Genomic DNA, 21025 nt, shown 5'->3' with positions numbered 1-21025 from the left:
TCATTCACTTCATTTCAATAAAGTTGATGTTCTTTAATATACTCTTCTACAGCTCGTGGGACTTGGTAGCGTATGCTTTGTTCTAAAAAGACCATCCAGCGAATTTGGCTAGAACTAATGTCAATTAAAGGCGAATCAATCCACAAAATCGGATAGTGATGAGTATACGGCTTTGATCCAGGACGATTAACACCGACTAAATGAACGAGTTGAGCTATTTCATCCGCTTTATACCAAGTAGGTAAATCATTGGCACTGTCGCCGCCAATAATAAAATAAAAATCGACATCAGGATACAGTGACACAAAATGACGCATTGTTTTAACGGTATAATTTTTCCCGCCCCGATCTACTTCATAAGTTTGAATTTTAAAGCGCTCATTGTCTTGAATTGCTAGACGTGTCATTGCCACCCGATGCTTACTATCAATTGTGGTCTTACCTTGAGCATGGGGCGGAGCAGCAGTTGGCATAAACCATACTTCATCCAACTCAAGTTGATAGCCCGCTTGTTCGGCCATAATTAGATGACCTAAATGAGGCGGATTAAAGGTTCCACCTAAAATACCGATTCGTTGCCGTCCTGCTTGTTTAGGTTCCAGAGCTGTTTGGGTAAACGTTTCTTCCCATTGTTCATAAATCGAAGCAACCTTTTGGGTTTTAGTAGATGCTTTCATCGCAACCTCTTTTCTAAATTAACGTGCGCGACGGACTTCTTCACTAATTTTGCGGTTCTTTTTATTATGAGAACGACGGTATAATACAATTGTACTACCAATCGTTTGAACAATGTTTGCTTCAAGCGCTTGGCTTAAGCGGTTTGCTGTTTCTTCTAATTCTTCACTGGTGTTTTGAAGTAGAGAAATCTTAACCAACTCGCGCTTTTCTAATGCTTCATCGACTTGTTCATAAAAAGCTTCCGTTAGTCCATTTTTACCCATTTGAAAAATAGGTTTGTGTTGGTGAGATTCTTTTCTTAACCATTTTAATTGAGGTTTTGATAATTCGTACATTTAATCATCCTTTCTAAATTTAAATAATTGACTCACGAATCGCAAAGGAGACTCCTTTAGGCGTCCATAAAGTAATTTGAACCTTTTTGTTAACTGTAAACCAACCTAATCCTGAAATCGCAATGTCTTGATTTGGATGAAGTGTAATCGATTGGCTAATTAAAGGTGGGAATGAGTCTTTATGTTCCAGATTTGGCGGAGACAAAAGTTCTCCTAGGTGGTTTTGATAAAACTCATCGGCTTTTTCTAATTTTGTTCGGTGTAAGTATGCCCCGTTTGAGACATAGAATGTAAAGGAACTTGGGTCTCCTTTAACAAAATCGACTCGAGCCAATCCGTTAATAAAAATCGTTTGACCTTGATTTAATTGGAATGTCTTAGGCTTAAGAGGTTTTGTCGGGAGTACTTGTTTCATTTCTTCACGCGTTAAATAATGAGCTATTTGATGACGGTGGATAATACCAGGTGTGTCAATAATTCCATATTTTTCATTTAAAGGAATATGAATTAAATCTAATGTTGTTCCTGGTACGTTTGAAGTGGTAATAATTTCTCTTTCGCCACCGTAATAATGAATCAGCTGATTAATTAAAGTTGATTTCCCTACATTCGTCACACCGACAATATAGATATTTTTAGTTTGAATGTGTGCTTCGATTAAATCAATCAACTCTTTAGCGGGTGTTTTCTTCGTTGCTGATCCTAATAAAACGTCTGATGGACGTAAGCCATTTTGATAAAAAGTATGCTCTATCCAATGACGCACGCGATTTTTCTTAGTTACTTTTGGTAAAAGATCGAATTTATTAGCATAGACTACGAAAGGTTGTTCGCCAATGAGGCGATTTAATCCTTGAATCATACTACCTTCCACGTCAAATAAGTCGACGACATTAATAATTAGACCGCGATCATTTGAGATTTGACTTAATTTCGTTAAAAAGACATCATCTGAAATATCTAGATCTTGAATTTCATTGTAATGTCTTAATTTAAAACAACGCTGGCAATAAAACTCGCCCTTTTCTAACCCTTTTTGTAGTGCGCTATTAGGTAAATAGCCGGGTTCATTAGGATTTGTCGTTTGGATAGTCGCTCCGCACCCTATACATTGGTAATCAATTTGTCTAGTCGTCAAGTGTATCTCCCCAATCTGATTGTTTGTCAATATTTAATGATCGTAAAACGACGCTTTCTAATCGGCGATTGAGCCAAGAATAAATGATATCATTATGAGCAATCGGTTTAACTAAAATACTTTTCATGCCTACTCTTCCTGCCCCTAAGACATCCGTCATAATTTGATCGCCTATTACAACAATTCGCTCCGCAGGTTCATTTAATTGCTCCATGGCAATTCTAAAATTACGTCGCATAGGTTTTAGTGCATTGGGAGTGTAAGTCAATTTCAAAGGATCAGCGACTCGCTTTACGCGCTCATCCGTATTATTAGACAAAAGGTGAACTTTGATGCCTTCTTTTAATAACGATTCAATCCATTCTTTCATCTGCGGTGTGTGATCTAAATGATCCCAAGCAAGCAGTGTATTATCTAAGTCGATGATTGCCGCGCGAAAACCGCGGTCTAATAAATCTTGGGGTTTAATATGATAAATGGAATTTATTATCCACGTCGGAGTAAAGAGTGTTTTCAATGCATTTACCGTCCATTTCTTGTGAATTCGTTCCTTCTATTATACCATATCTTAAACAAAAGCTCAGTTTCACCCTAGTAGTTCATATAAGTCGATCGCTACTAGATCAACATTATCGAATAAATATTGACGTCCAGTTAAATGATCGGACAACGTATACAGCTCTGTTTGAGGATTATAAGTAACTTGCGCGCGCTCTACTCCATCCATTTCAAAATGACGCACTTCTTCTTGATTGCTTTTTTTCATCATCATTAACCGTTTAACTAACGAAATTAAAACTGACGTCTCCAAAAAAAGCCCCTCCTACTGTATTTTAATTCAAATGACAAAAATACTCTTAGATTCAAACGATCTAAGAGTATTCCTTTGTTGTATTATTATGCGTTAGCTTGGTTAGCTTTTTCAACCGCTTCTTGAACTAGTGCTTCAACTTCTTGAGAAGTTGTACACTCGTTAATCGCTTTGTCTGCTAGAGCTTGCATATCTGCTAGTGTTAATTTCTTAATTAAGCTACGAGTTTTTAGAACACTTGTTGCGCTCATTGAGAACTCGTCTAAGCCCATACCAAGTAATAACGGAACAGCTGTTTGATCTCCAGCCATTTCCCCACACATACCTGTCCATTTACCTTCTTTATGAGAAGAATCAATAACATGCTTGATTAATGTTAAAATAGATGGGTTATATGGTTGGTATAAGTATGATACGCGTTCGTTCATACGGTCTGCAGCCATTGTGTATTGGATTAAGTCGTTTGTTCCAATACTGAAGAAGTCAACTTCTTTAGCAAACTGATGAGCTAAAACAGCAGCCGCTGGAATTTCGATCATAATTCCTACTTCAATTGAGTCAGATACTTCTTGACCTTCGCCTTGAAGTTCTGCTTTAACTTCTTCAAAGAATCCTTTAGCTTCTCTAAATTCTTCTAACGTTGCGATCATTGGGAACATGATCTTTAAGTTACCGTGAACAGACGCACGTAGTAAAGCACGTAACTGTGTACGGAACATATCTTTTTGATCAAGAGAGATACGGATTGCGCGGTAACCTAAGAATGGGTTCATTTCTTCTGGAAGTTCTAAATATGGTAATTCCTTATCCCCACCGATATCCATCGTACGGACAACCACCGGACGATCTCCCATAGATTCTAACACTGTCTTATAAGCGTCATATTGTTCATCTTCTGTTGGGAAATCCGCTGAATCCATATATAAGAACTCAGTACGGTATAATCCAATCGCTTCTGCACCGTGAGATAAAGCACCTTCAACGTCTTTTGGTGTACCAATGTTGGCACCAATTTCTACGTGGTGACCATCTTTAGTCTCAGTTGCTGCATCCACTAATTGAGCCCATTCTGCTTTTAAGGCTTCATATTCTTTAATTTTTTGTTCGTATTCAGCAATTTGTTCTGGCGTTGGGTTAGGAATAACGATTCCTTCCATCGCATCAACGATTAAAATATCACCGTCTTTAACAACTTGAGTGATATTTTCTGTACCAACAATTGCTGGAATCTCTAAAGAACGTGCCATAATAGCAGAGTGAGACGTTCTACCACCAATATTTGTCACAAAGGCTTTTACGTAGCGCTTGTTTAGTTGAGCCGTGTCACTTGGTGTTAAGTCGTGAGCTAAAACAACCACTTCTTTATTAATAGCTGTTGGGCTTGGTAGCTTCACCCCTAATAGCGCGGCAAGAACACGTTCTGAAACGTCGCGAATATCTGCTGCACGTTCTTGCATATAAGGGTTATCTTCCATCGACTCAAACATCATAATGAACATATCAGAAACGTCTTTTAAGGCACGCTCTGCGTTCATCTTCTCTTCTTCAATCTTAGCTTTTACTTGGTCTGTTAATTCAGGGTCTTCTAATACAAGTAAGTGAGCATCAAATACTTGAGCTTCTTCTTCACCTAAAGATTCCGCTGCTGTTTGACGAATATTACTAATTTCTTGTTTTGCTTGAACTAACGCTTGGTCAAGGCGATCAATTTCAGCTTGAGCATCAGAAATAGTGACACTTTCGAAACTTAAATCTGGTTCGGTTAATAAATAAGCGGGAGCAATGGCAATTCCATCACTCGCCGCAATTCCTGAATAGTTTGTCATACTAGTCAGCCAAACCTTCATTCTTCATTGTTTCAGTGATTGCGTCGATAGCTTCTTTAGCATCGTCACCTTCAGCTGTAATTGTTACGTCTGCTCCTTGACCAACGCCTAGAGACATAACGCCCATGATTGATTTTAGGTTAACTGATTTACCTTTATATTCTAAGTTAATATCTGAAGCAAATTTGCTTGCTGTTTGTACTAATAATGTTGCAGGACGAGCGTGAATACCTGTATCTGCAATAATGTTAAAATCTTTCTTCTCCATTGAATCCATTCTCCTTTCAATAGACAAAGGTTCCTTGTCCATTGGTATAATATTATTATCTTACATTTTATGTAAGCGTCACCTTAATTATAACGAATTATCTCTAAAAAGAAAAGATAAAACCTATATTACTCTTAAATATTCTAATAAATCTCTCAAAAACCGCATCACATCAATTGATGAAGAGTAACGTCGGGGTACTTGTCTTTAAACCAATTTTCAGCAAAAGTATTCTCAAATAAGATAACCGGTTGTCCATAGCGATCCGTTGCTAATAAATTTCGGCTAGAAGACATGGATGTATCCAAGTCCTCTTCGTCAATCCAACGTGCAATACGATGACCCATCGGTGTCATTTCTACTTCAGCATTGTATTCATTTAATAAACGGTGTTGGAATATTTCAAACTGTAATTGGCCTACCGCCCCTAAAATATACTCTTGAGAATGATAGGTTTTGTAAAGTTGGATGGCTCCTTCTTGAACCAATTGTTCCATTCCTTTATGGAATGATTTTTGTTTCATAACGTTTTTAGGAGAGACTTTCATAAATAATTCCGGAGTAAATTGAGGTAACGGTTTAAATTCAATCTCGCGATTACCTGTATAAATTGAATCTCCTATTTGAAAGTTTCCTGTATCAAATAACCCGATAATATCTCCTGCTACAGCTGATTGAACTTCTTCTCTAGAATCAGCCATAAATTGCGTCGTATGGGCTAAGCGCATTGTTTTACCTGTTCGGTCTAAAGTTACTTCCATTCCTTTATCGAATTGGCCAGAACAAATTCTAACAAAGGCAATACGGTCGCGGTGTTTTGGGTTCATATTGGCTTGAATTTTAAAAACAAACCCACTAAAGCGCTCATCCGTTGGTTCGAGTATTTCGCCATTCATTAGTTCATGACTATCCGGCGCAGAAGCTAGGTCAACAAAGGCGTCTAAAAAGGTTTTAACGCCGAAACCTGTTAAAGCCGATCCGAAAAATACTGGAGTTAAGCGACCTTTTTTAATTTTATCTAAGTCAAATTCATTTCCTGCTTCATGGAGTAACATCGCATCTTCAATACCTTGCTGATAAAGACTCGAAGATTTAAACTCATAATCGCCAACGGCTTCGCCTTCTTCATCTAAGGGAATAAACTCATCATGCTCTCGGTCAGCTCCTCTTAGTTCAAGTCGTTTGTTGTATAAATCATATAGCCCTAAAAGTCCGCTCCCCATTCCTAAAGGCCAGTTCATTGGATACGCATCAATGCCTAAAACCTCTTCCAATTCATCCACTAACTCTAAAGGAGATCTTCCATCCCGGTCTAATTTGTTCATAAAAGTAAAAATTGGAATGCCACGACGACTAACGACTTCAAATAATTTCTTCGTCTGAGGCTCAATTCCTTTACCTGTACCAACGACCATAACGGCTGCATCCACAGCCATTAAAGTACGATAAGTATCTTCTGAGAAGTCCTCGTGTCCGGGAGTATCTAAAATATTGATTTGTAATCCATCGTAATCGACTTGCATCACCGAACTAGTGATAGAAATACCTCTTTGTTTTTCAATTTCCATCCAGTCCGACGTGGCAAAGTCTTTTCCTTTACCTTTCGCTTTAACTGTTCCCGCCGAACGAATCGCTCCACTAAAAAGCAATAACTGTTCAGTGATGGTTGTTTTTCCCGCGTCCGGGTGGGAAATAATCGCAAAGGTGCGACGTTTTGACACTTTTTCTTGTAATCCAGCCATGGACAACCTCCTTATAAATCCTTTTAAAAAACAAACAACCCCTTCAGGGGTTGTTCAATCACTACTGTTGACGGTTTACAACAGACAAATGTGAGCTCTTATTTTCCTGCGTAGAGCGTGCTTCATTAGCAATGACTTCTTGAATGAGTTTAGCTAATTCTTGTTTTTCCTCATCGCTTAAGCTGCTATCGGGAGATAACCCCATCCCAGCCAGGTCGCCTTGAGGCTTTTGTAAGACTGTGTCGGTGTCGAATTCAGTGACAAGTTTTGTCATCTCGCTCATCTCTTTTTCAGGGAAAAGTTCATTAAAGGTTGTTCCTTTAATAAATTGTTCATACTCTTTTAAGGTCGCTAACATTGATTCGCGCATCGTTTCTAATTGGACTCGTAAGTCCATTCCTCGTTGTACAAGGGTTTCACTACGGTGAGTGACTTCTTCTTTGTACTGTTCCATCTGTTCTTCCGTCTGTTCACGAATACGCTCAGCTGCGTCATGGGATTCTTCTAAAATCTTATCTCCCGTAATACGAGCATCAATGACACTTGTCTTCAGCGACTCTTCAATTTCTTGGTAATGAGACAGTGAATCTTCAAGGGTCGTTATCTTCTCAGTCATCGTTTCGACTTGTTTCGTCAACTCATCAATCTGTTGATTTTGTTGATTCATTAACTGATTGACCGCTTGTTTATTATATCCAAATAAACTACTCGGTAATTCATTCCATTGTTTCATATTGATTCACCTCTTTCATGTTTAAATAACATTATAAAATGTCAGTACTCTTTTATTTTATCAAAAATTTCTTAAAAAACATAGACTAATTGAACATTTGACGCTTTTTCTTTTACTCATGGTATAATAAAGCCACTTTTTTAGAAAGAGGCGATTTATGTGCAATTTAAATGGACCCAAGATTTGACCCATCCTATCTATCAACATGCCTTAGAAATAAGAAAAGCGGTCTTTATTAAAGACCAAGGCATTGACCCACAACTCGAGCTCGATGGACAAGATGATCTTTATTATCATGTCGTCGGCTATGATCAAGAACAACCGATTTGTGTAGCCCGGATTAAAATCGATCGAAATATCTTAACCGTTCAACGGGTTGCTGTTTTATCTCACTATCAACGTCAAGGTGTTGGACGTCAACTGATGAATGAAATAAAACAGTTTGGTCAAAGTCAATCAGTCACTCAATTATTTCTATCGGCTCAACATACCGCTGTTCCTTTTTATGAATCTTTAGGTTATACCGTAGTTGAAGGCAGCCAACATATGGATGCGGGTATTTTACATTTTGATATGAAACAGTTGATTTAAATTACAACTTATCCAAAAAGAAAGATGCGATAGAAAAGTAAATTAAAACAGATGTCAAATCACTCAAAGTCGAAATAAACGGCCCGCTCGCTACAGCCGGATCAAAGCCGATTTTGTCCATTAATTTGGGCACTAACGCACCGGCTAAGTTAGCGACAATAATAGCGCACATCATAGCCGTTCCAATAATTAAACCTAGAATGATATTTTGCTTCCAAACTCCTGCAATCAATGCAATTGTCACTCCGACAATTAATCCAGTCAACACGCCGGTCATCAATTCAAACCCAAAGGAAGAAAACAGTTTATCGTCTTCATCTTTATTCGTTAATTTTCTAACCGCAACGGCTAAAGACTGGGTTCCGGCATTTCCCGCCGTACCGGTAATAAGCGTAATAAAGGCTGAAAGAACGGTGGCTTCTTCAATTAACGTTTCATATTTTCCAATCAGTGTAGCCGTTCCCATTCCTAGAAACAGTAACGTAATCAGCCAAGGTAAACGTCCTTTTGAAGCTTGAAGAGGTGTTGCATGATCTTCATCAACATCAACGGCTGCTAGCCCGGAGTAATTAGCTGTCGCGACTTCTTCTAATACATCGACAATATCATCAATTGTAATAATACCTAATAATTCATTATCGTATCCTGTAACAGGAATAGCTAACAAATTATAGTCTTGAACGGTACGGGCTACTTCCTCTTCTTCTTCATTTACGTTTACTGAAATGACTTGACGACGCATCCACTGAGAGACCGGATCTTCATCGGAATGAACAATTAAATCTCGTAGTGAAATAACGCCTTGAATTTGGTTTGCCTCATTGACAACGTACACATAGTAAATTGTCTCCGCCTCAATCGCTTCTTTTTTAATGTATTGAATGGTTTCGCCTACAGTCATTTCAACAGGAACCGAAACAAAATCTGTTGTCATTAAAGCGCCCGCCGTATGATCTGTATAGTTTAACAACGTACTCAACTCTCGAGCAACTTTTGAAGGCATTAGCGTTAAGTAAGCACTCACTTGATGAGTATCATCGATTTCATTTAAAATATGCACGGCGTTATCTGGTTTCATAAACGATAACGTTGACGCAGCATACTGAGCGTTCATTTCAGAAAAATATACTTTCAAAAGACTCTCTTCCATCGGATCTGAATCAAATAGACCCGCCATCTCTTCAGGAGAGATATAATCATAAACGTGCTTTCGTTCGTGAGTACTGAACTCTTTAAAAACTTGGACTTGATCAAAAGCGTGTTGCGCTAAAAAGTCTGTTCTAAACCGTCCCATCCGATGTTCTGCTAAAAGCTTTGAAAAATGTTCAATCCGTTTTTCTAGAGATAAGTTTTTTAAAGTCATTTTATACTCCGTTTCTAATTTGATGTAGTTGAATCCATTGCACCATATCCTCAGCAAGAGGGATAGTTACTTCTAATGTCTCTTGTGTAAAGGGATGAATAAGCCGAATAAGACTACAGTGAAGCCCTTGTCTTGTTAAAGGGTATAAAACCGGACCGCCATATAAATCATCTCCTACAAGTGGGCCTCCCATATGTTGGGTATGGACTCTAATTTGGTGAGTTCGCCCTGTATGCAATTTAAATTCCAATAAAGCACTGTCTTTCAACTCTTGTAAAAGGCGATAACTTGTCTGTGCCGGTTTACCTGTGGGTGTGACTCGGCGAGTAATAATTGACACTTCGTCGCGACCTACAGGCGCATCGATCATTCCTACTTTAGGCCAGACTCCTCTTGAAGAAATTCCTGTATAAACTCGGTCTAATGTGCCTTGAAGAATTTGTCGATCTAACCAAGCGTGAGCTAAGCGGTGTTTTGCGATTAACATCAGTCCACTCGTTTGACGGTCTAGCCGAGTAACAATATGAATCACCTGATTATCATAATCTTGTTGAACATAATACCCTTTAATTCGGTTAGCCATCGATGACTTAGGATCCTTAATTGAAGGAATAGAAATGATCCCTGCCGGTTTGTTGACGATTAAAAGATGATCATCTTCATAAACGACATCAATGGGTTCGAAAGTAGGTATCACAGTGTCATGACCTCGTTCTAAAGGACATAAAATATCTAACTGATCACCTTTTTGAATTTGGTACCTTACTGTTACTGGTTCGTCATTAATCATAAAGCGTCCCTCACGCTTAATCCATTTAATAAAACTATTGGGTAAGGTTAAATGCTTTAAGTAAGTTCTTAGTAAGACCGGCGTCTCTTCTTCATATATCCATGTAAATTTCATTTCAAAAGCCTCTTAATTCGTCTCTTCTTGTTCTTTTTTATTACCTAAGAAAGAATTTTCCACCCGGTCCCAAAAATGAGTATGGCGATACTTTCCAAAACGAATTCGCTCGTTGGCAATGCGCACGCTAATGCGATCAAAAGCGCCCGGATCAATCCGTATGTTATCAACTAAAATAATAATTTCTTTACCAAAAGAACGCGGATCCAATTCGACCACTTCATCTTTAGCGATCACCATTGGGGAACTTAATGTACGATAAATACGATTATTAATAGAAGCCATCTCTGTTAATTGCATCGCATCGACTCGTGGGTGAATGACGGCTCCCCCGATAGATTTATTTAATCCAGTAGAACCCGTTGGCGTTGAAATACAAACGCCATCTCCTCTAAAGGTTTCAAAAAACTCATGCTGAATATAGATATCGCAAGCCATCGTACCTCCTAGCGTGCGTAAAGAAAGTTCATTCAGCGCCTTGACGCATTTAACCGTTTCGTCGTTATTTTTAATTTCAATTTGCAATAACGGATAACTAACAAAAGCGCCCGTATCGTTATGAAGATAGTCGATCAATTCATCGAGCTCATCGGGACGCCAATCCGTATAAAAGCCTAAATGTCCTGTATGGATTCCTACGAAGTGAGAATAATGAATCCATTTTTCAAATGTATGGAAGGCACCTAACAACGTTCCATCTCCACCAATGGTTATAATATAGTCAGGAGGGGTAATAAAGGGATTGTTGGCTTCGTCTTCAATTAAATCAAATTCAGCAAAGCATAACTTTTCCTTTAGCTCTTTTTTTATTGTTTGTGAATGGGGTCTGTCGTTCGCATAAATCAAAACACGTTTAGACATCTTTTCTCCTCCTCAAGTGAATGTTCATCATTCTTATTTTAGCACATTAAGTGTCTTTATTTGAATTCGTTCTTTCCTCTTCATATAATTAAAGTGACAGCGCTTATATTCAGTCATTTTACTAAAGGAGGGAGCCCATTTGATTGAAACTGAAGCTAAAGTTTTACTGACACTTCAACAATTTACTCAGCTAAAGCAATATTTCAATGTCGAGGACGAGTCTTTTTTATACCAAGAAAACACCTATTATGATACAGTAAATAGCACATTAAAAGATTTACGAAGTGCCTTTCGTCTAAGAAACTTTAAGACTACAAGCGAATGGACTTTGAAACAATCTCTTAATCAATATGATGCACTAGAAATTAATCAATCTAACAATCAACCGATTCAACCTGCTCCTTCAACGATTGAACCACAATGGATTCATTTAGAAGCACTGCAGAGTTTTTTCAAGGATCATCATATTGATCTTTCAACTTTACATAAAACGTATCAAATTGAAACCTATCGTTATTGGATCGCAACACCTTATGGGGATATTGCTCTGGACAAAAGTCAGTATGCAAATATAACCGACTATGAAATGGAGTTAGAGATGACAAACTTAAAAGAAGGCCTGATCTTCTTTAATCAACTGTTAGAACAGTTTAATATCCCTAACGAACCCGCTCCTAAAAAAATCGCTCGTGTTGCTCAAGCGACAAAACGCTCTATTTAAGTGATCTAATCTACAGATAGCTCTCGTTACATTCGTACCTAAAAAGGGGGAATATTGCTCATGGTAACCGAAAGGAATTATCGCATTCGGTACCACGCTAATGGTAAACCGTCTATCTTTGAATTTTATTTATTTGTTAATCCACTTCAACCGGATTGTTATCGTTTTGAAACGGAAGTTATGCGATTGAGTCAAACGATGTGTAATCCTGTTGATTTGCATATTATTTGTTATCATAATCAAAAAACAGTCACAGACTTTATTCAGTCACAAAACATTCCCTGTTCATCATTAGATTGTCGCAATGATATTTTTCAAAAAATTTATCAAGCAGCCCTTTCTTATAAAGCTGCCTGTTTTCAAGGAAAACGTTCGGGACATCAATACATGCTAGCGATGCAAGAAATGACTAAGGGAGATTATCGACTATTTAATCATCAAGTTCCTTATGAAGTCGCAAAAAAAGTTGGTTTAGAGCTCGATGTCTTTATGAGTGATTACCAATCCGACTTAGTTAAACGCATTTATTTACGAGATCAAAAAATTGCGATGGAAATGGGCATTGAGCACACCCCCTCCCTAGTTATTTTTGAGCACAGCCTCAGTGGTCACGGCGTGATCTTAACCCAAGATCTAACTAAAGAAAATATTTTACGTCAACTTCGATTGATTATCGAACAAAATCGCTACTCAACGAAGCGTAAACATCAACCACGTCTTCGCATCGTTCACCATTAACTCTAACGACTACTATCTTTTTGATCGGTAGTCTTTTTATTTCGTCAATAACCGTTGATATGAAAACAAAAAATCCCAACCACCTCAAGTGATTGGGATTTTTATTAGAATGTTTTTCGATTTTCTACTAAACTATCTCCAAAACATCTAATAACCATTACACTAGATAGTATAAAGTGTCTACAAGAAAATTTCTTTTCAATTTCAATCGACCGATGACTCCTTTTTGAATAGCGGTCTATTTGAATAAGATTTATTCATCTCTCACTTTAAAAAGGAGTTCTCTAAAATAAGCTTTGGATGAACCCTTTAAAGTGACCAGTTGATCAACTCATAATTCGCCTTTACTCATACGTTCAACGATCTCGCTTGTATAAAAAACGTAAGTAATATATAGTTTCATACAACCGATGACTTAGGTTCTTTCAATAATCAATCTTATTTAACGCCATACTTTTTTATCTTCCATTTGTTCGTTATTTCAAATTAAAAGAACAGTCTTATTACAAATGAAAGGAATTGTAAAATGAAATTTTTAGAATCATTATTATCCACAACTGAATTAAGACAATTAGATATGATTACTTATTTAGTGGGGAAACATCATCCAATTCCTTGTGCGGAAGTTTTTGAAGAGTTTTCTATTTCAGAGACGGTTTTTAAAGAGACATTAAAAGACATCCAAGCGCGCTTTAAAGGAATGACGATTACTCTTCATAAAGAGACGATCGACATGCAACTTCCAATTAATTATAACTTGCAAGATATTCATCGCCTTTTTCTTCGTGATTTAGAAGTGGTTGAATTAGGAATGATTATTTTTAGAAATCCTAATTTAAACGACTTAGAATTAGCAGAAGAGCTTCATATTAGTCCATCCACACTATATCGACGCGTAAAAGAAATCAACGCCATACTCAAAGAGTATGATGTCCAAATTGAAACTAACCCTTACCAAGTTTTAGGAGACGAGAAAAACGTTCGTAATTTATTTTTAAGATTATTTATCGAACTGTATCCTCCTCTCTTTTGGCCTGACTTCATTGCTGAAGCACCTTTTGATCAAATTGCGCAAGTGTATTTAGACCACTTTGAAACACAGATCAATGTAGGAAGTTATCGAACGTTAAAGCTCAGTTTACTGATCAATTTAATGCGCTTTAAACAAGGTTTCTTTGCTCAAATGAACGACGAGGGTGCTAAACGGTTCGTTGAAACGATGAGTGCTGAGCGAAAAAAGAAACTCAAAAATATTATTGAAAAAGACTTAGGCGTACCTTACAGTATCTCTTTTGTGACTCAATTTTTAGGTCCGATCGCCAATACGTGTTATTTCTTATCTCAAAAGGATATCCTTAATATTTTTGAACAACTTCCAGATATGATTGGGCCTCAAACTTACTTGTTTCATTTCTTTGAAAAGATTGAAAGTAATTTTGATCTTGAAATTCCTAATCGTACAGAAATTATCGATGCACTTCATGTTGCAAGCTATCACTCTTTTCTAGAAATCGGTAATAAAGGAATTGCTTATGAGCCTTCTTTTTGTTTCAACCAAAGTGTGAAAACCATGTACCCAAAGTTTTATCAAACGATTCAAGAAGGTCTAGCGACTTACGTAGAGATGATGCCTTATAAATCGGAAAATAACTCTCATATCATCGATGATTTAACGATGGTTTTATTTGTAACGTGGAAAGGGTTAATGTTGCGCTTAGGTGAAAAATTAAGAAGTATTAAGGTTTTAATTATTTCTAGAAATAGTCTACAACACGCCAAAATGATTAAAGATTATATCGCTTTAAACTTTTCCCATCGCATCCAAACAACCGTATATACAGACGCCATTATCGATATCGATAAAATTGAAAAAATGGATATTGATATTGTAGTCAGCAATTTTTATATTCCTCCCATTGACGGCAAAGTGATGTGTGCTACAGAAGAGTTACCTTCTTTTGTTGATTATGCAAACTTTTCAAAGTTGATTCATCAATTGAATTTTGGTGAAGATCCCCTCGCTTGCCAACGAGAGAAATAAAAAATCCCCTGATGAACTAAAAAAGTTCACCAGGGGATTAAAATTTACTCTTCAAATTGACTGTGATATAGATTCGCGTAGAAACCTTCTTTTTCTAATAAGCTTTCATGGTCACCAATTTCAATAATTTGGCCATCTTTCATCACAATAATTTTATCTGCTTCTTGAATCGTTGATAAGCGGTGGGCAATGACAAAACTAGTTCGTCCTTCCATTAAGCGATTCATCGCTTTTTGAATTAAAAGCTCTAAACGCGTATCAACAGAACTTGTCGCTTCATCTAAAATTAAAATTTTAGGATCCGACAACAAAGCTCTTGCGATCGTAAAGAGTTGTTTTTGACCTTGAGAGATATTTGATGATTCTTGGTTCATCATCATATTGTATCCTCCAGGAAGGGTACGAATAAAATGATCAACATTGGCAGCTTTTGCCGCTTCGACAATCTCTTCATCCGTTGCTTCTAAATTACCAAAGCGTAAGTTTTCTTTGACAGTACCTTCAAATAACCATGTATCTTGTAATACCATACCAAAATTTTGACGGTACTCTTGACGAGATAAATCGCGGACATCCATCCCATCCACCCGGATAGCTCCTTCATCCACATCATAAAAGCGCATTAGTAAGTTAATCATCGTTGTCTTACCAGCACCAGTCGGTCCTACAATAGCTACCATTTCACCGGGCTTTACGTCCACTGTAAAGTCGCGAATTAATTCTTGTTCAGGCGTATAAGAAAAAGATACTTGATCGAAAGTAACTTGACCTGTTAAAGGTTTTTCTAATTTAATCGTTGCTTCGTCTACTTCCTCTGGTCCTTCTAACACTTCAAAAATACGATCCGTTGCTGCTTTAGCTGTTTGAATCATACCTGATAGCTGAGTTAAAATTTGAATCGGTTGGTTAATTTGCCAAACATATTCAGAAAAAGCTTGTAAGTTACCGATGGTTAAAGTACCCGCAATGACTTGTAAACTTCCTACAAAAGCGACCACTAAGTAACTTCCATGAGAAATAACACCGACTAAAGGTAACATTAGAGCAGAAATAAAGCTGGATTTAAAGCCCACCTCTGCCAATTCTTTTGTAATTTGGCGAAATTCATGACTTGCGGCTGCTTCTCTTGAATACAGTTTAACAACTGTAAAGCCGGAAAAGTTTTCTTGAATATAGCCATTTAAATCGCCTAAAATATTTTGTTGTTTATTAAAGTAAGGTTGAGACTTTTTAACTAAATAATTCGCTACAAAATAGCATAGCGGAATCGTAACCGTTAAAATAATGGCTAATGTGACGTTTAAATAAAGCATAAAAGCAACAACAAAAGTGAGTTTTAAGATCGCTTCGACTACTTGAAGTAGACTTTGTTGCATCGCATTGGATACAGCTTCCACGTCATTCGTTAAACGTCCTAACAAGTCTCCGAACTGGTGACGGTCAACATAACTGACGGGTAATTGATTTAATTTATGACTTAAAGCTTTTCGAATGTCTTGAACGGTTGATTGGACCGCATTCGTTATAAAGAAGTTTTGGCTGTAAAGTGCCACTTGAACGACAACGCTTCGAATGAAATAAATAACTAAAAGCCAAGTAATTTTAGGATAATTAATACTAGCTCCAGGAATATCTCTAGCAATAGCAAGAACGTTTTCAGTGATTTCCGTAATAATAAGACCTAGAATAAAAGGCTCTAAAACGGAAAGAATCGCATTAATCGCCACAAACAAAATAGCTAAATATAAAGAGCCGCGGTAGCGATGCATAAAGCTCCATAACTTGCGAACAAAATTAGTTTCTTTAGGTGCACTTTGTGTAACTTCCATTGAGTAGCCTCCTTTCTATTCTTCTTCTTTTATTTGGGAATAAGCAATTTCTTGGTAAATTTCATTGGAGGCCATGAGCTCTTCATGGGTTCCTCGCCCGACAATTTTCCCTTTATCTAAAACAATAATTTGATCAGCATTCATAATACTTGTTACCCGCTGAGCGACAATTAAAACAGTCGCATCGTGAGTCACTTCTTTTAAGCGACGACGCAATTGCTTGTCCGTTTGATAGTCTAAAGCAGAGAAGCTATCATCAAATATATAAACAGCTGGCTTTTTAACTAAAGCGCGGGCGATAGATAAACGTTGGCGCTGTCCTCCAGATAAGTTACCGCCACTTTCTTCCAAGTAAGTTTGGAATCGTTTTTGACTTTTTTCGATAAAGTCTCGCGATTGAGAAATATCTGAAGCATGTTCTAATTCACGTTCTTCAGCATTGTATTTACCAAAACGTAAATTGTCACCAATGGTTCCTGTAAACAGCAAGGACTTTTGAGGAACGAAACCAATTTTACGACGTAATGCTTTCAAGTTATAGTCGCGTAAATCCACCTCGTCTAAAATAATTCGTCCTAAGGTGACGTCATAAAAGCGCGGAATTAATTGAACTAAAGTAGATTTACCACTTCCAGTACTTCCTATAAAGGCGACAATTTCTCCAGGTTTTGCTTTAAAGTTAATATTTTCTAATACCGGATTTTCTGTTTCTCCCGGATAAGCAAAAGTCACATTATCAAACTCTAAGTAACCTTGAGTTTGAGTTTCTTTAATTCCTGATTCGTTCATATCAATCGAAATCGGCATATCAAAAATTTCTTGAAGACGCTCTGCCGAGACCGAAGTTTTCGGATAAATAATAAATAAGTTAGCTAATAACATAAAGGAAAATAGTGCATGGAAACTATATTGGACAAAAGCAACTAAGTTTCCGACTAATAATGTGCCATCAGCAAGTGGTTTTAAAGCAAACCAAATAATCGCAATTAACATCCAAAAGAAAATGTGTAAAAAGGCCGGAAGAGCCGTTCCCATTAGTTTAAATAAACGGGAAGAAACCCCTGCGTAGGACTGGTTAGCTTCATCAAATTTATGTTCTTGATATTCTTCTCTAGCAAATGCTCGAATCACTCGAAGTCCCGTTAAATTCTCTCGACCATATTGGTTAAGCAAATCTAAATTACTTTGTTGTTTTTGAGATAGAGGGTGAGATTTTCGTGCGATAACAAAGACCGCTAAACCGACAAATGGCATAGCTAAAAGAATAATCCACGCCAGCGAACGGTTGGTCATTAAAACCGCAATTAAACTTGAGATCATCATAATGGGTGTAATCATTCCAACTCGTAACATTTGGTCAGTAAACTGCATTAAGACAAACGCATCACTGGTTACACGTGTGACTAAAGAAGAAACACCAATTGTTTCGTATTCTTGATGGGAGAATTGTTGAATTTTATCGAATAAGTCGTTTCGAATATCTTTAACCATTGTCGTTGTCAACTTAGATGCGGCATATATTAAAACAATTCGTCCTAACATTCCTAAAATAATGACGACCCCCATCACGATAAGCCAATAATAAAGTCTTGGAATATCTTTTGGCACAATCGCTTGGTCGATAATAAAGGATAGAATGGTCGGTAATCCTAAGTTAACAACCACAAACATCATGGCCCCAAATAAATCAAGGAACAATAATTGAGGATGCTTTTTTAAATATTGCCAAATGAGCTTCAAATAATAACCTCCTTTTATAAATAAATATGGAAAAAAGAACATCTCCTCAATCAAGGGGAAATGTTCTTTTCATCAGTCTTTAAATTAAGCTAACGCTTTTTTAGCAGTTTCAACTAAAGAAGCAAAAGCTTCTTCATCGTGAACAGCTAAGTCTGCAAGCATTTTACGGTTAATTTCTACACCAGCTTTTTTCAAGCCGTTCATTAATACAGAGTAGCTTAAACCGTTCATACGTGCTGCTGCGTTAATACGTGTAATCCATAGACGACGGAAATCACGTTTCTTTTGACGACGATCACGGTAAGCATACATGTATGATTTCATTACTTGTTGCTTAGCTGTTCTATATAATGCATGTTTTGAGCCATAGTAACCTTTAGCTAATTTAAGAGTACGGTTACGACGTTGGCGTGTAACAGTTCCACCTTTAACACGTGCCATTGATTAATTCCTCCTTGAGTTGTATTAGAATATTATAGTGATGATAGTTGTTGCGCAATACGTTTTTGGTCAGACGGATGCACTAAAGTTGAATGACGTAACTGACGACGTTGCTTTTTAGTTTTACCGTGCATACGGTGACTTGTAAATGCGCGTGAACGTTTTAATTTACCTGAAGCTGTTTTCTTAACGCGTTTTGCTAAACCGCGGTGTGTTTTTTGTTTTGGCATGAAAAGAATCCTCCTGTTATTTATCTTCTGTTTTTGGTACGAGCATTGTAAACATGCTGCGACCTTCCATTTTAGGCTTCACTTCAACACTTGCGATATCTTGTGTATCTTCAATAAAGTCTTCCAAGACATCTCGGCCTAAATCTTTATGTGTAATCGCACGTCCTCTAAAACGGATCGTTGCTTTAACTTTGTCGCCTTTTTCTAGAAATCGAATGGCTTGACGTAATTTTGTTTGGTAGTCGTGCTCTTCGATTGAAGGACTTAAGCGAACTTCTTTAACGCTTGCAACCTTTTGGTTACGACGTTGTTCACGTTCTTTTTTCTGCATTTCATAACGATACTTCCCGTAGTCCATAATTCTTGCGACTGGGGGTTTGGCATTAGGTGAAACAAGAACTAAATCTAAACCGAAAGATTCTGCAATCGTTAATGCATCCTCCGTCGATTTGACGCCAATTTGTTCACCGTCATTACCAATCACTCGTAATTCGCGTGCGCGAATCTCTTCGTTAACGAACATACCTTTTGCGATAGCGGCCACCTCCATAATATTTGAGTTAACAAGTATCTATTAAAAAAAACAGTTTATACATAAGTATAAACTGCCGCACATAATAAAGCCTTATTGGTAAAAATAAGCACTTTGAAATGATTTGCCAATGAACTAAAGGTTGTTGGCGAGAAACGGCATGTTTCTACTTGTTGTCTCATCTATTTAAGAATAGTATATCGATCAGTGAATAACAAGTCTTTTTTATTCGCTGATGAGCACTTTAATAAACTATCATAAATAAACAGCCAATACAACCTTTATTTTTAAACTAATCTATTTGTAAGGATTCTAGTTCTAAATAAACTGATTCCGGCGCTGAAATAATGAGTAATAAAATAAAACTTGTCTGCAACCATACAATCGATACATCTACAATGCTATGAATCAATACGCACAGTATAACCGAAATAATTAGCCCCGTCTCTAAATGAGCAACTGGTCGACGATAAAGGCGAGTCACTTTTCTAGCAAGAGGAATCAAACTGTCCCACAATAAAAACAAGCCTATTAAACCGTAGTTAGCTAAAATATCAATCAGTAGTTGATGACTGTGCATTAGTCCTTTATTAGTAAATAAGTAATAATTCGTCCGGTAACTAAAGGCACCTTTTCCTAATAAAGGATTGAGTTGAAAGATTTTCCAACCCACTTTCCATATGGATAACCGATCTTCAATACCATAAGAAATCGACTGCATTCGTGGTAACCAAGAAGGATTCAATAGAATAAAACCTATGACTAAACAAGCCACTAAAAAGCTTCTTCTTGCTAAACGTGGTGACTTAAAGAATGAAAAAATAGCTACTCCAATGAATAACGTAGGAATAAACATACGAGACGCCGTCATGATCATTCCTAAGATATTTAAAGCAATAATACTTAAATAAAGTAACTTCTTTTTGACAGAATGGGTTTTAAATAATAAATACATGCCAATTAAAACCATGAAAATACAAATTAAACCGTAATAATTGGCGTTGACAAAGGATGCTTGTGCGCGGTAATAAGGATTCGGTGACGTAAACACGTATTGCCATGTTTCATTATGCTGTATTAAATAGCGTCGGTAATTAAACAACTCCCACAGGACCACTAAGCCACTCGTAAGAAATAGTCGATGAATTATTTGATAGAACAGTTTAGGTGTTACTATTTGGTTATAAATAATGAAAAAAATGCTGACAAACAAAAATGCTAACGAAGCTGCCGCTCCTAACCAGTTACGATAGAAAAGTGATGTCCCGGCGTTTAACATGAAAAAAGTTAAAAATGTTGGTTGGGATTTAAGCACATTAAAAATTGTTTCTTTATAAGACGGCATTAAAATAATAAGCGTACAAACTAAAATAGGTATATGAATATAAAAAGGTAGCATTAACGATAAAAGCGCCACCATCAACCATCTTTTATGTTTTTTTATCGTCGGTGGATAAACCAAATAAAGTCACCTGCCTTTCAGTCATGTCTTATTATAGGTTA

At 37.1% G+C, this 21025-nt stretch carries 22 protein-coding genes; 4 read left to right on the top strand and 18 right to left on the bottom strand.

The window, feature by feature from the left end; all coding sequences use genetic code 11:
* Positions 1-14: 14 nt before the first annotated feature.
* The 9 genes from BLR79_RS00665 to BLR79_RS00625 form a co-directional block, all read right to left on the bottom strand.
* A complete protein-coding gene (locus tag BLR79_RS00665) occupies positions 15-677 on the bottom strand; it encodes a nicotinate-nucleotide adenylyltransferase (RefSeq protein ID WP_092083852.1) in 663 nt (220 codons plus the stop codon).
* A gap of 18 nt (positions 678-695) precedes the next feature.
* Entirely contained in the window at positions 696-1013 is a 318-nt protein-coding gene (gene yhbY, locus BLR79_RS00660) for a ribosome assembly RNA-binding protein YhbY (protein WP_092083851.1), read from the bottom strand.
* Between the two features lie 19 nt (positions 1014-1032).
* Positions 1033-2151, bottom strand: a complete 1119-nt coding sequence (yqeH, locus tag BLR79_RS00655) for a ribosome biogenesis GTPase YqeH (RefSeq protein WP_234970751.1) — start codon at positions 2149-2151, stop codon at positions 1033-1035.
* Positions 2141-2668 (bottom strand): YqeG family HAD IIIA-type phosphatase, encoded by a 528-nt coding sequence (locus BLR79_RS00650; RefSeq protein WP_092083850.1) that lies wholly within the window; start codon positions 2666-2668, stop codon positions 2141-2143. Before BLR79_RS00650 ends, yqeH begins: the two co-directional genes overlap by 11 nt.
* A 69-nt stretch (positions 2669-2737) precedes the next feature.
* The gene (locus tag BLR79_RS00645) at positions 2738-2962 is read right to left on the bottom strand and encodes a DUF1797 family protein (RefSeq protein ID WP_092083848.1); all 225 of its coding nucleotides are present in this window, start codon (positions 2960-2962) and stop codon (positions 2738-2740) included.
* An 86-nt stretch (positions 2963-3048) separates the two neighbouring features.
* Complete coding sequence (gene ptsP, locus BLR79_RS00640) at positions 3049-4788, bottom strand: phosphoenolpyruvate--protein phosphotransferase (RefSeq protein WP_092083847.1); 1740 nt, start codon at positions 4786-4788, stop codon at positions 3049-3051.
* Between the two features lies 1 nt (position 4789).
* Entirely contained in the window at positions 4790-5056 is a 267-nt protein-coding gene (locus BLR79_RS00635; protein WP_092083846.1) for a phosphocarrier protein HPr, read from the bottom strand.
* A 167-nt stretch (positions 5057-5223) separates the two neighbouring features.
* Positions 5224-6798, bottom strand: coding sequence for a peptide chain release factor 3 (locus tag BLR79_RS00630; protein WP_092083845.1), 1575 nt, complete (start codon positions 6796-6798; stop codon positions 5224-5226).
* Between the two features lie 61 nt (positions 6799-6859).
* Complete coding sequence (locus tag BLR79_RS00625; protein WP_092083844.1) at positions 6860-7531, bottom strand: DivIVA domain-containing protein; 672 nt, start codon at positions 7529-7531, stop codon at positions 6860-6862.
* Between the two features lie 159 nt (positions 7532-7690).
* On the opposite strand from BLR79_RS00625, the gene BLR79_RS00620 reads away from it, so the two are divergent.
* Positions 7691-8122, top strand: coding sequence for a GNAT family N-acetyltransferase (locus BLR79_RS00620; RefSeq protein WP_159427550.1), 432 nt, complete (start codon positions 7691-7693; stop codon positions 8120-8122).
* Between the two features lies 1 nt (position 8123).
* On the opposite strand, the gene mgtE is transcribed toward BLR79_RS00620, so the two are convergent.
* Genes mgtE through BLR79_RS00605 form a run of 3 tightly spaced genes read right to left on the bottom strand, consistent with a single transcriptional unit; the run spans position 8124 to position 11250 of the window.
* Complete coding sequence (mgtE, locus tag BLR79_RS00615; RefSeq protein WP_092083841.1) at positions 8124-9485, bottom strand: magnesium transporter; 1362 nt, start codon at positions 9483-9485, stop codon at positions 8124-8126.
* A 1-nt stretch (position 9486) separates the two neighbouring features.
* The gene (locus BLR79_RS00610) at positions 9487-10389 is read right to left on the bottom strand and encodes an RluA family pseudouridine synthase (protein WP_092083840.1); all 903 of its coding nucleotides are present in this window, start codon (positions 10387-10389) and stop codon (positions 9487-9489) included.
* 12 nt (positions 10390-10401) lie between these two features.
* Positions 10402-11250, bottom strand: a complete 849-nt coding sequence (locus tag BLR79_RS00605) for an NAD kinase (protein ID WP_092083839.1) — start codon at positions 11248-11250, stop codon at positions 10402-10404.
* 139 nt (positions 11251-11389) lie between these two features.
* Here BLR79_RS00605 and BLR79_RS00600 point away from each other — a divergent pair, with 139 nt between their 5' ends.
* The 3 genes from BLR79_RS00600 (at position 11390) to BLR79_RS00590 (ending at position 14750) form a co-directional block, all read left to right on the top strand.
* Positions 11390-11971 (top strand): CYTH domain-containing protein, encoded by a 582-nt coding sequence (locus BLR79_RS00600; RefSeq protein WP_159427549.1) that lies wholly within the window; start codon positions 11390-11392, stop codon positions 11969-11971.
* Positions 11972-12031: 60 nt separating this feature from the next.
* Positions 12032-12709, top strand: coding sequence for a DsbA family protein (locus BLR79_RS00595; protein ID WP_092083837.1), 678 nt, complete (start codon positions 12032-12034; stop codon positions 12707-12709).
* 526 nt (positions 12710-13235) lie between these two features.
* Entirely contained in the window at positions 13236-14750 is a 1515-nt protein-coding gene (locus tag BLR79_RS00590) for an AcpB/EbpR/MafR family transcriptional regulator (RefSeq protein ID WP_092083835.1), read from the top strand.
* Positions 14751-14794: 44 nt separating this feature from the next.
* Here the strand turns inward: BLR79_RS00590 and BLR79_RS00585 are convergent, their stop codons facing one another.
* The 6 genes from BLR79_RS00585 to BLR79_RS00560 all read right to left on the bottom strand — a co-directional run bounded on the left by BLR79_RS00585 (position 14795) and on the right by BLR79_RS00560 (position 20942).
* Positions 14795-16579, bottom strand: coding sequence for an ABC transporter ATP-binding protein (locus BLR79_RS00585; protein ID WP_092083833.1), 1785 nt, complete (start codon positions 16577-16579; stop codon positions 14795-14797).
* 15 nt (positions 16580-16594) lie between these two features.
* The gene (locus BLR79_RS00580; protein WP_092083831.1) at positions 16595-18319 is read right to left on the bottom strand and encodes an ABC transporter ATP-binding protein; all 1725 of its coding nucleotides are present in this window, start codon (positions 18317-18319) and stop codon (positions 16595-16597) included.
* A gap of 84 nt (positions 18320-18403) precedes the next feature.
* Positions 18404-18760: a 50S ribosomal protein L20 gene (gene rplT / locus BLR79_RS00575; protein WP_092083829.1), complete on the bottom strand. Its 357-nt coding sequence runs from the start codon at positions 18758-18760 to the stop codon at positions 18404-18406.
* Between the two features lie 32 nt (positions 18761-18792).
* A complete protein-coding gene (rpmI, locus tag BLR79_RS00570; RefSeq protein WP_092083827.1) occupies positions 18793-18990 on the bottom strand; it encodes a 50S ribosomal protein L35 in 198 nt (65 codons plus the stop codon).
* A gap of 16 nt (positions 18991-19006) precedes the next feature.
* Positions 19007-19540, bottom strand: coding sequence for a translation initiation factor IF-3 (gene infC, locus BLR79_RS00565; protein WP_407643812.1), 534 nt, complete (start codon positions 19538-19540; stop codon positions 19007-19009).
* Positions 19541-19814: 274 nt separating this feature from the next.
* Positions 19815-20942 carry an O-antigen ligase family protein gene (locus tag BLR79_RS00560; protein ID WP_159427548.1) on the bottom strand — a complete coding sequence of 376 codons (1128 nt, stop codon included), beginning with the start codon at positions 20940-20942 and terminating at the stop codon, positions 19815-19817.
* Positions 20943-21025: the final 83 nt, after the last annotated feature.

The organism is Dolosicoccus paucivorans (assembly GCF_900100125.1).
GTDB classification, from domain to species: domain Bacteria; phylum Bacillota; class Bacilli; order Lactobacillales; family Aerococcaceae; genus Dolosicoccus; species Dolosicoccus paucivorans.
This window is presented reverse-complemented; position numbering and strand designations above follow the sequence as displayed.

Coding starts and splice junctions, on each gene's coding strand:
- BLR79_RS00665 (WP_092083852.1), bottom strand. CDS start 677: ATGAAAGCATCTACTAAAACCCAAAAGGTTGCTTCGATTTATGAACAA.
- yhbY (WP_092083851.1), bottom strand. CDS start 1,013: ATGTACGAATTATCAAAACCTCAATTAAAATGGTTAAGAAAAGAATCT.
- ptsP (WP_092083847.1), bottom strand. CDS start 4,788: ATGACAAACTATTCAGGAATTGCGGCGAGTGATGGAATTGCCATTGCT.
- BLR79_RS00635 (WP_092083846.1), bottom strand. CDS start 5,056: ATGGAGAAGAAAGATTTTAACATTATTGCAGATACAGGTATTCACGCT.
- BLR79_RS00630 (WP_092083845.1), bottom strand. CDS start 6,798: ATGGCTGGATTACAAGAAAAAGTGTCAAAACGTCGCACCTTTGCGATT.
- BLR79_RS00625 (WP_092083844.1), bottom strand. CDS start 7,531: ATGAAACAATGGAATGAATTACCGAGTAGTTTATTTGGATATAATAAA.
- mgtE (WP_092083841.1), bottom strand. CDS start 9,485: ATGACTTTAAAAAACTTATCTCTAGAAAAACGGATTGAACATTTTTCA.
- BLR79_RS00610 (WP_092083840.1), bottom strand. CDS start 10,389: ATGAAATTTACATGGATATATGAAGAAGAGACGCCGGTCTTACTAAGA.
- BLR79_RS00605 (WP_092083839.1), bottom strand. CDS start 11,250: ATGTCTAAACGTGTTTTGATTTATGCGAACGACAGACCCCATTCACAA.
- BLR79_RS00595 (WP_092083837.1), top strand. CDS start 12,032: ATGGTAACCGAAAGGAATTATCGCATTCGGTACCACGCTAATGGTAAA.
- BLR79_RS00590 (WP_092083835.1), top strand. CDS start 13,236: ATGAAATTTTTAGAATCATTATTATCCACAACTGAATTAAGACAATTA.
- BLR79_RS00585 (WP_092083833.1), bottom strand. CDS start 16,579: ATGGAAGTTACACAAAGTGCACCTAAAGAAACTAATTTTGTTCGCAAG.
- rplT (WP_092083829.1), bottom strand. CDS start 18,760: ATGGCACGTGTTAAAGGTGGAACTGTTACACGCCAACGTCGTAACCGT.
- rpmI (WP_092083827.1), bottom strand. CDS start 18,990: ATGCCAAAACAAAAAACACACCGCGGTTTAGCAAAACGCGTTAAGAAA.
- infC (WP_407643812.1), bottom strand. CDS start 19,540: ATGGAGGTGGCCGCTATCGCAAAAGGTATGTTCGTTAACGAAGAGATT.
- BLR79_RS00560 (WP_159427548.1), bottom strand. CDS start 20,942: ATGGTGGCGCTTTTATCGTTAATGCTACCTTTTTATATTCATATACCT.